The following is a 478-nucleotide window of genomic DNA, read 5'->3' on the forward strand; positions in this document are numbered from 1 at the left end:
GTCGAAAGAGTCTCTAGTTGAGGAATCATATCTACTAGGCCGGATAGACTATCAGCCTTTTCGCCAACAGCTCCCGTATCAACAGACTTGCGACGCTTCTTGCCCCGCTTCTTCTTGTCGGAACTGTCCTCTGAATCCGTAGAATCGTTAGACGTGTCTACTCTACGGTCTCTGCGTGAAGAACCGTCTGAAGAGAATGAACTACCGCCAGAAGATGAGCCAGCACTTTCAGCCTGAGCAATATCACGAGAACTAGCAGGCATTGTGGGAGAAGAAATCTTATTGGAAGCACCATTAAAGCCTGAAATGTATGCCTTGGCAGCCTCTTCACCAGCAGACTTAATGCCTGTAGGAACAGTCTTTAGTGTGTTAGTAAGAGAGTCTTCCAGACCTTCGGCTGCCCTACGAGTATCATCTAGTTTACCAGTAACACCATCGACAAACCCCTCAGCGGCAAATCCGCCAAGTCGTCTCATTT

1 protein-coding gene is annotated in these 478 nt (G+C 48.1%); it reads right to left on the reverse strand.

From position 1 onward, the window contains the following. On the reverse strand, positions 1–478 hold a 478-nt coding region (locus tag D7X55_RS43865; RefSeq protein WP_199747374.1), incomplete at both ends, for a hypothetical protein.

The sequence above is a fragment of the Corallococcus sp. AB049A genome, assembly GCF_003668885.1.
In the GTDB taxonomy this organism is placed as follows: Bacteria; Myxococcota; Myxococcia; order Myxococcales; family Myxococcaceae; genus Corallococcus; species Corallococcus interemptor.